The organism is Sinorhizobium terangae, from assembly GCF_009601505.1.
Classification (GTDB): domain Bacteria; phylum Pseudomonadota; class Alphaproteobacteria; order Rhizobiales; family Rhizobiaceae; genus Sinorhizobium; species Sinorhizobium terangae.
The window spans coordinates 1-7,238 of sequence record NZ_WITC01000062.1; the positions used below are offsets into that span (position 1 = coordinate 1).

The following is a 7,238-nucleotide window of genomic DNA, read 5'->3' on the forward strand; positions in this document are numbered from 1 at the left end:
CGCAACGCCGCCACGATCGCCTGCGCCAACTCGGGCGCCACCGAGCCGAACACGGTCATGCGCGCGCCAGCAATCTCGATCTCAATTCGACCGGAAGTGATATCCGACGACGCGCTCTGGGGAGGCGTTCGTTCTGCAACCACTGTCACCGGCACGAACATGGCCTGCTGCGCGCCGGCTTGCGCGGATCGTCGAGAGGTCAGCCCGGCTTCGCGGCGCCAGACATTCAGCAAGCCGCGATTGACGCCCCAGCGCCGGGCGACGGCCGAGATGTTCACGTCGGGTTCTGCGCTCTCCGCAAGGATCTGCGCCTTCTCTTCGTCAGTCCAATTCCGCCGCTGGCGTCGACCGGTGATCACCTCGATCCGACGATATTTTCCCTCATGCCTGGCTTCATCCATGGCTTCATCCATGACTCCAAGCATGGCATCAGCGCGATCTCCAACCATCCCGTTCCGCTCCTATGATGAAGGAGCTTATCTCGCGGCCTCAGTCAGCAAAGGAAAGGTGGGGCGTTCGTCGCGCTCACGATCAACGATTGTCAAGCAGCGTTTAAAGTCGATGCCTTTGCTGAGGTCGTCAACACTCACCCCGTCGCTCATTAGCGCCAGCGCGCAGACAAACTGCGCCTCGCCGGCGTTTGAGCTGATGGCGCGAGCTCCTTTGATGTTCGGGTCAAAGAAGTCCTTAACGCTCTTCAGCGGCGTGATATTGTCGCCTGAACGATAGGAGACAGTGACAACTGAATTTAGTACACCGATGCCATACTCATGTACGGCGGCCTTTGGCAAGCTGCTAAGGCCCGGAATGGCTGAAGCGTCAATTTTTTCAATTGCTCCCTCCTTCACTAGTCTTGGCATGTACGGTGCATCAATAGACGAGAGAGCGTCCCACTGGACGTTGCCCGCCTTCGTTTGTGCTGAAGCGGCAGCTACCGCCTGGTCTATATCTGCCTCGACCAAACGGATCTTAGCCCCGTCTCAGCTTCGAAGGGCTTTACGTAGGCCTGCTCGAGGGCCGTGGTGTATTTACCACCGGGGCTCCAGATCACCGCTTCCTTTTGATGTCTGCAGCGAAAACTGCTGAAGACATCATGGCAGATGCGGCAGTGGTGCCGATGTAATAAATCGGCTTTTTAGATTCATATTCTCTCTCCTCCTGTTTTCACGTCTCATGGTCGTGATAGCCTGCACGCTCGGCTCTGCCCGACCTCAAACGATCGCAGCTTGCTTCCCAAGCAATGCACAACATGCCGAAGGGCCGTATGCTGACAAAGCTCTAATGCTATCGGCCTGACGTTGGTCGATGCTCGCTTAAGCATTTAAGTCCTGTTCCCTGCCGCCTTCTGGCGATCATTTCTTTTCTGGAATGCCGCTCCAATTCGGAACAGGAACTCATATTACTGTCAAGTTGAATAATACCGATTCAGTCGCTGGCGGACAAAGAGCTACCTTCGGAGAAGCCTACACGAGGCAAATAGACAGGTTTCCGCCGCAGTGACGCGTCGCTTGAACCGAAGTACCTTTGAGAAATCTCTTATGGCACGAAAAGTGAGGCTAATACGTCACTGGGAACCCGTGAGTCGCTCTTTTGCCCTCAGCCCGTGGTAGCAAGCTTCCTAAACCTGGGTATCGGCCAGATGCCCCCCAACTCCTTGGCGGCGGCGAGTAGATCCGGCAAAATCTCGCGCGCCCGAGATAGCGGCATGCGTACAGACGGGCCGGCAACACTTACGGACCCGAGGGCGGGGCCATCCTCGCGATCTGGTATCGGTGCTGCGAACGCGGTTATACCAATTACGCTCTCATCGGCCGATACTGCGTATCCGACTTCTCTAATTTGCTTTAGCTCTTCGGCAAGCTGTTGCTCGCTTGCTACTGAGGAGCCTGCGTAGTTCCGTGGTAAGATGAACCCTTTGCGGCGGACCTGCGCTTGCGCATCGTCCTCCTTCAACGTTGACAGCCAAGCGCGACCGTTTGCTGTAGCATGAAGGGCAGGTCCGACTTCCATCGTGGGGTCGTACCTTAGTCCTTCGGAACTGCCTTGAGCGCTAGCAATCCAGACCAGCTCTCCGTTTTCTGCTGCACAAACCCGAACAAACTCGCCGGTGCGCTGTGCTAATCGGTTCAGGATAGGCTGACACACCTCATTGAGGCCGATGTTCCCAAAGAAACGGAGGCCGAGGGCTGCTGTGCGCGCTTCGCAAAAGCCGGACAGTGATTCCGCTAAATCCCGGACAGCAGTTTCACTAAAGTCCGGACAGTTTGACGAGGTTGGTCCTCGGCGGCCTGGTTACCATCAGGGCTGATTGATTTCGCCGTTTTCTGCAGCCGTCAAGAGGGGTGCGCTTTTTTGCTTTCGCATGCTCTCGCCCCGGAGGGTGATGCGGTGAGCATTGTGCACGATACGATCGAGTATGGCGTCGGCGACGGTGCTGTCGGCAATAAGGTCGTGCCAGCTTGCCACGGGGACCTGGGCTGTGATCAGGGTGGATTTTCTCTGATAGCGCTCCTCGACGATTTCGAAGAGGTGGAAGCGCTGCTGATCGGAGAGCGCATGTGTTCCAAAGTCATCGAGGATGAGGAGCTGGACGCGGCTGAGCTTGTCGATGAGGCGAGGGAAAGAGCCATCGAGGCGGGCAAGCGCGAGATCCTCGAACATGCGCGGCACGCGCACGTAGAGCACGGAGTGACCGAGCCTGGCCGCTTGCCTGCCGAAGGCACAGGCCAGCCATGACTTGCCGGTGCCGGTGTGGCCGGTGATGATCAGGCCCTCATGGGCGGTGAGCCATTGCCCTTGGGCCAGCGCCATGGTGTTGCGCCGGTCGAGACCGCGAGCGGCGGCGAAGTCGATATCTTCGATGCAGGCCTGGGCGAAGCGTAGCTTGGCGGAGGCGAGCCGGTTACGGATGCGTTTGTCGGCGCGCAGGGCGACTTCCCGGTCGAGCATCAGGCCGAGCCATTCATCGCGGCTGAGCTCATTGGCGCCGGACTGCTCGGTCAATTCGCGCCAGGCGGCGGCCATGCCCGTCAGCCCGAGGGCCTGCATCTGGTCGAGGGTGGGGTTTGTCAGCATTCTTGCTTCCTTCACTGGTAGTAGGATCGGCCACGGATATTGGTATGCGCAGGCGTGGGGGCCGCATGTTCAGCCTGCGGTCTTTCCCGGTCGAGGCCGGATTTGAGGATGGAGGCGACGGAGGAATAGGTGATGGCATTGATGGTGAGCGCCCGCTCACAGGCCGCATCGAGGCGCTGCGATCCATAGCGCGGCGCCAGCGACAGAATACCCATGGCCGAGCGGTATCCCTGTTCCGGATGCGGCCTGTCGCGCATCATGCGCTCGACCAGGATGGCGGCATTGGGGCCGATCTGGGTCGCACGGCCGATCAGATTGGCCGGCGTGGTGTTGGCATAGCGCTGATGCGCCTTGGGCATATGGTCGTTGACGGTGACGTGGCCGGAACGCTGGGAGCGGCGAACATGGCTGGCGACACGCTGGTGATCGTGGAAGATCTCGACTACCCGGTGGGTGAGCCGCACCTGCAGGGTGCATCCGATCAGCCGATGCGGCACCGAGTAGAAGGTCTTGTCGACCTCGACATGATAGTCCGGGTGAACCTTCGCCGACTTCCATTCCGCATATTCGAACGGCACCGCCGGCAAGGGCTTCAAGGCTGCCCGCTCGATCTCCTCGAACAGTTCGCGGCGGCTTTTGCCGACGTGGCGCATCGTCCGGTTGTTCAGCTCCTCGAGCAATTCGGCAATCGCCGTGTTGAGGGCGGCAAGCGAGAAGAAGGTGCGGTTCCTGAGCCGGGCCAGAATCCAGCGTTCCACGATCAGCACTGCGCCTTCGACCCGGCCTTTGTCGCGCGGTTTCCTGCTGCGTGTCGGCAGGATTGTGGTGTCGTAATGCTCCGCCATGGCGGCGAACGTCGCAGTCAACGTCGGCTCGAACCAAAGGGCCTTGGCCACCCCTGATTTGAGGTTGTCGCACACGATTGCCTTGGTGACCCCACCATAGAAGGTCAGAGCACGCACCTGGCCGTCGATCCAATCTGGCAGCTGCTGGCTAAAGCTGGCATGGGCGAAGGTCAGGTTGGAGGCGCCCAGCACCGCGACAAAGATTTGGGCCGGATGGATGACACCGGTCGCCGGATCGATCACCGGCACCGTCGGCCCGGCATAGTCGGTCTGCATCACGGCGCCCGCCGCGTGCCGATTGCGGAACGCTATACTCGTGCGCTGCCGAAAGGCGGCAACCTGCTCGCAAAACCATGTGAAGCCGTAACCATCGGGATGGTTGGCACGGTATTCCTGCCATAGAAGCGTCAGCGTCACCCCTTTGCGCTTCAGTTCCCGAACCACCAGCGCCCAGTCCGGCTCGCTGAGATCGCGCGGCGGTCGACCGGCTCGGCCGAACAGCCGCCGCTCCAGCTTTGCATCCTCGTCCGCGCCGACTGGCAACGGCCACGAAAGCCCGGCCTCCCGAGCTCGCAGCAAATAGGTCGATACCGAGCTCTTGCCGATCTTCAGCCGCTCGGCAATCTCGCGCACCGAAAGACCCTCTTCATGGGTCAGGCGCAGAATCGTCCGGATATCCCTCACTGTCGTTCGTCTTGCTTGCTTCCGTCTCGGCATCGGCCCCTCTCAACGTTGTCGTGAGAGGCCTAACAACCAAGACGGCGCAGCCGCGAACCAACCTGTCACACCGCCGCCGGAAACTGTCCGGGATTTAGCGGAATCACTGTCCGGGAATTACTGAAAACTGTGTCCGGAGATTACCGGAAATCCTGTCCGGACTTTGCCGAAACCCGCACTGCTGTTCGGATCGCCAACCGATAATGCTGAGTTTGAGCATCTTGGATTGCGAAATCGCGATCCGCGAGAATGGAGAGGAGTCGGTGCGCAATGCTCTTGGGGAGCTTGAGTCGTCGCGCTATGTCGGTGACCGCGAGGCCTTCGGGATGATCGGCGAGCAACTCAATGATATCTAGAGTGCGCTCTGTTGGTGATACATTTGCCACAATTATCTCTCAGTGTGAATTCCGGGCTAGGGAACTCCAACATTTACAAACAGAATGACAAGCTCGCAACTCCCAAGCGGGATCGCAACGTTCTGCCGCGAAGTTTCAATTCGTCGAATTGAATGTAAGGACGTTCAATCAAACTGGTGCGCCGCAGGTTAGGTTCCGCGGCGCCCAATGACGTTAGCGCATTGGCCCAGTTCTCCCTCACGCTGCCTTTCTGCGCGCTTCCAGTACGGCTGCATCAATGGCCTCACCCAGTAGTTCGACGATTGTATCTATGTTCTCGCTTGTCACGATAAGAGGCGGGCAGATAACAACATGGTCCCCCACGTAACCGTCAATCGTGCCGGTGAGGGCGTGTGTAATAAGTCCCCTCGCCTGAGCGTTCTGGTAGATCTTGGAACTCAGGTCCTGCGATGCAGCGAAGGGCGCTTTCGTGCTCCTGTCCTCCACAAGTTCTACGGTCATCAACATCCCTCGACCGCGGATGTCGCCCACGTGTGGATGTTGGCCGAACCTCTCGTTGAGCCTGGCAGAGAGCAGGTTTCCCGTTGTCTTCACATGGTCAAGGAAACCGGGACCACGGAGGACCTTTTGGACAGCAATGGCAGCTGCACATGCAGTCGCATGCCCAGAATAGGTGTATCCTCCCTTGAAAGTGCCTGAACCGGACACGATAGCTTGGTAAATCTTTTCATTTACCATTGTTGCTCCGATCGGTTGATAGCCGGCGGCAATTCCCTTAGCAAATGTGAGGAAGTCTGGGGCAACTCCGTCCTGCTCGCAGGCGTGGAGCGTGCCCGTGCGCCCCAAGCCGCAGAATACCTCGTCAAGGATTAGCAGGACGCCGTATTTGTCGCAGATTTCCTTCACGCGTTTGAAGTAACCAGGTACTGGTGGCGTGGCTCCGTTGGTCGTCCCAGTGACGGTCTCGGCGATAAACGCCATTACCGTATTTGGGCCGAGACCCAAGATAGCCTGTTCCAGTTCATTCGCGACCCGCAGCCCGTACTGTTCCACGGTCTCGCTCTCTTGGCGACCCCGGTATTCGTAGCATGGTGAAATATGGAATACGTTTGCAAGAATGTCTTCAAAGGGAGCGCGGCGTGACAACTGGTGCCCGACACTAAGTGCGGTCAGATTAGCACCATGATAACTTGACCGTCTGCCGATAACCTTCTTTCGCTGAGGCTGACCAATCTCAACGAAGTATTGGCGCGCCATCATCACGGCGCTCTCTACTGCTTCGGAACCGCTGTTCGTAAAGAACACCCGCGTGAGGCCCTCAGGAGCATCGGTGGTCAGAATGGACGCAAGTTCTTCGAGGGGCTCCGAGGTAAACATCGCAGAATGGAAAAAGGCAAACTTCCCAATCTGTTCGCGAACGGCCTCTATGACCGATTCCTCGCTATGACCCAGGCATGAGACGCAGGCGCCGCCGGCGTAGCCGTCAATGTACCGCTTGCCGTCCTTGTCGATAATGTACATGCCCTCGCCTTTGACAGCGACTGGTAGATTGCGTTTTGGGATACGGTGGAACACGCTACTCATATGTCTCTCCTGATGGTTGTTGAATAGGAAGACGCTGCCTGCGTCTCACGGTTAGTTGGAAAGGTGGATCGTTCGACCACCTTCGGCGGCGGATGTGTATGCTGCCTCAACCACTTCCAGCACCCGCGCCGCGTCTCCAAAGTCCGCGATCGTTGGAGTTTTCTTCTCCAAGGCCTCGAGCACATGTTCGACGAATTTCGCGTAGTACAGATCGGTCTCAAATTCGACGGGCAAGAACTCTTGCTCCACGCCGGTCTCGTTGCCGGTCACGACATCAATGCCATCATTGATGGAACGCAGAAAACGTTTGCCGGCTCGAACTGAAAATGTGAATTCACGTTGCCGACCAGGCGCACTGGGGAAGGTGTACCCGCATTCAATCGTGCCAATTGTGCCGGAGGCACTCTTGAGCGTGATGGCGATAAAGTCCTCGATCGAAAGGTTATTGATGTGCGAGGTCGACAAAGCCGACACTGTCGTAATTTCACTGCCACTGAGGGACCTGAACATATCGACCATATGAACGCCGATGTTGATCAGTGGGCCGCCACCAGCTACCTCACGTTCTAGCATCCAGGGATTTCCCGCCTGAAGGTATCGGCTCGGCGGCCCCGCTATGAAACGAAAACTGGCATGATCGGTTCTTCCCAAGGCTTCGGCG

The 7,238-nt window shown here is 58.2% G+C and carries 8 protein-coding genes; all 8 read right to left on the reverse strand.

What is annotated here, in order from left to right:
- The coding region (gene tnpA / locus GHK62_RS17535; RefSeq protein ID WP_153440445.1) for an IS66-like element accessory protein TnpA at positions 1-449 on the reverse strand (449 nt) is incomplete at its 3' end.
- A gap of 27 nt (positions 450-476) precedes the next feature.
- Complete coding sequence (locus GHK62_RS17540; RefSeq protein WP_327791108.1) at positions 477-968, reverse strand: extracellular solute-binding protein; 492 nt, start codon at positions 966-968, stop codon at positions 477-479.
- Between the two features lie 628 nt (positions 969-1,596).
- Complete coding sequence (locus GHK62_RS17545) at positions 1,597-2,217, reverse strand: IclR family transcriptional regulator (RefSeq protein ID WP_153440450.1); 621 nt, start codon at positions 2,215-2,217, stop codon at positions 1,597-1,599.
- 81 nt (positions 2,218-2,298) lie between these two features.
- Positions 2,299-3,075, reverse strand: coding sequence for an IS21-like element ISRsp2 family helper ATPase IstB (gene istB, locus GHK62_RS17550; protein ID WP_153440447.1), 777 nt, complete (start codon positions 3,073-3,075; stop codon positions 2,299-2,301).
- Positions 3,076-3,086: 11 nt separating this feature from the next.
- Entirely contained in the window at positions 3,087-4,637 is a 1,551-nt protein-coding gene (gene istA, locus GHK62_RS17555; protein WP_153440448.1) for an IS21-like element ISRsp2 family transposase, read from the reverse strand.
- Positions 4,638-4,777: 140 nt separating this feature from the next.
- Entirely contained in the window at positions 4,778-5,023 is a 246-nt protein-coding gene (locus GHK62_RS17560; protein WP_327791106.1) for a helix-turn-helix domain-containing protein, read from the reverse strand.
- Between the two features lie 207 nt (positions 5,024-5,230).
- Positions 5,231-6,577: an aspartate aminotransferase family protein gene (locus tag GHK62_RS17565; protein ID WP_153440449.1), complete on the reverse strand. Its 1,347-nt coding sequence runs from the start codon at positions 6,575-6,577 to the stop codon at positions 5,231-5,233.
- Positions 6,578-6,628: 51 nt separating this feature from the next.
- Positions 6,629-7,238, reverse strand: a 610-nt coding sequence (locus tag GHK62_RS17570) for a Gfo/Idh/MocA family protein (RefSeq protein WP_234886939.1), incomplete at its 5' end; no start/stop codon positions are given.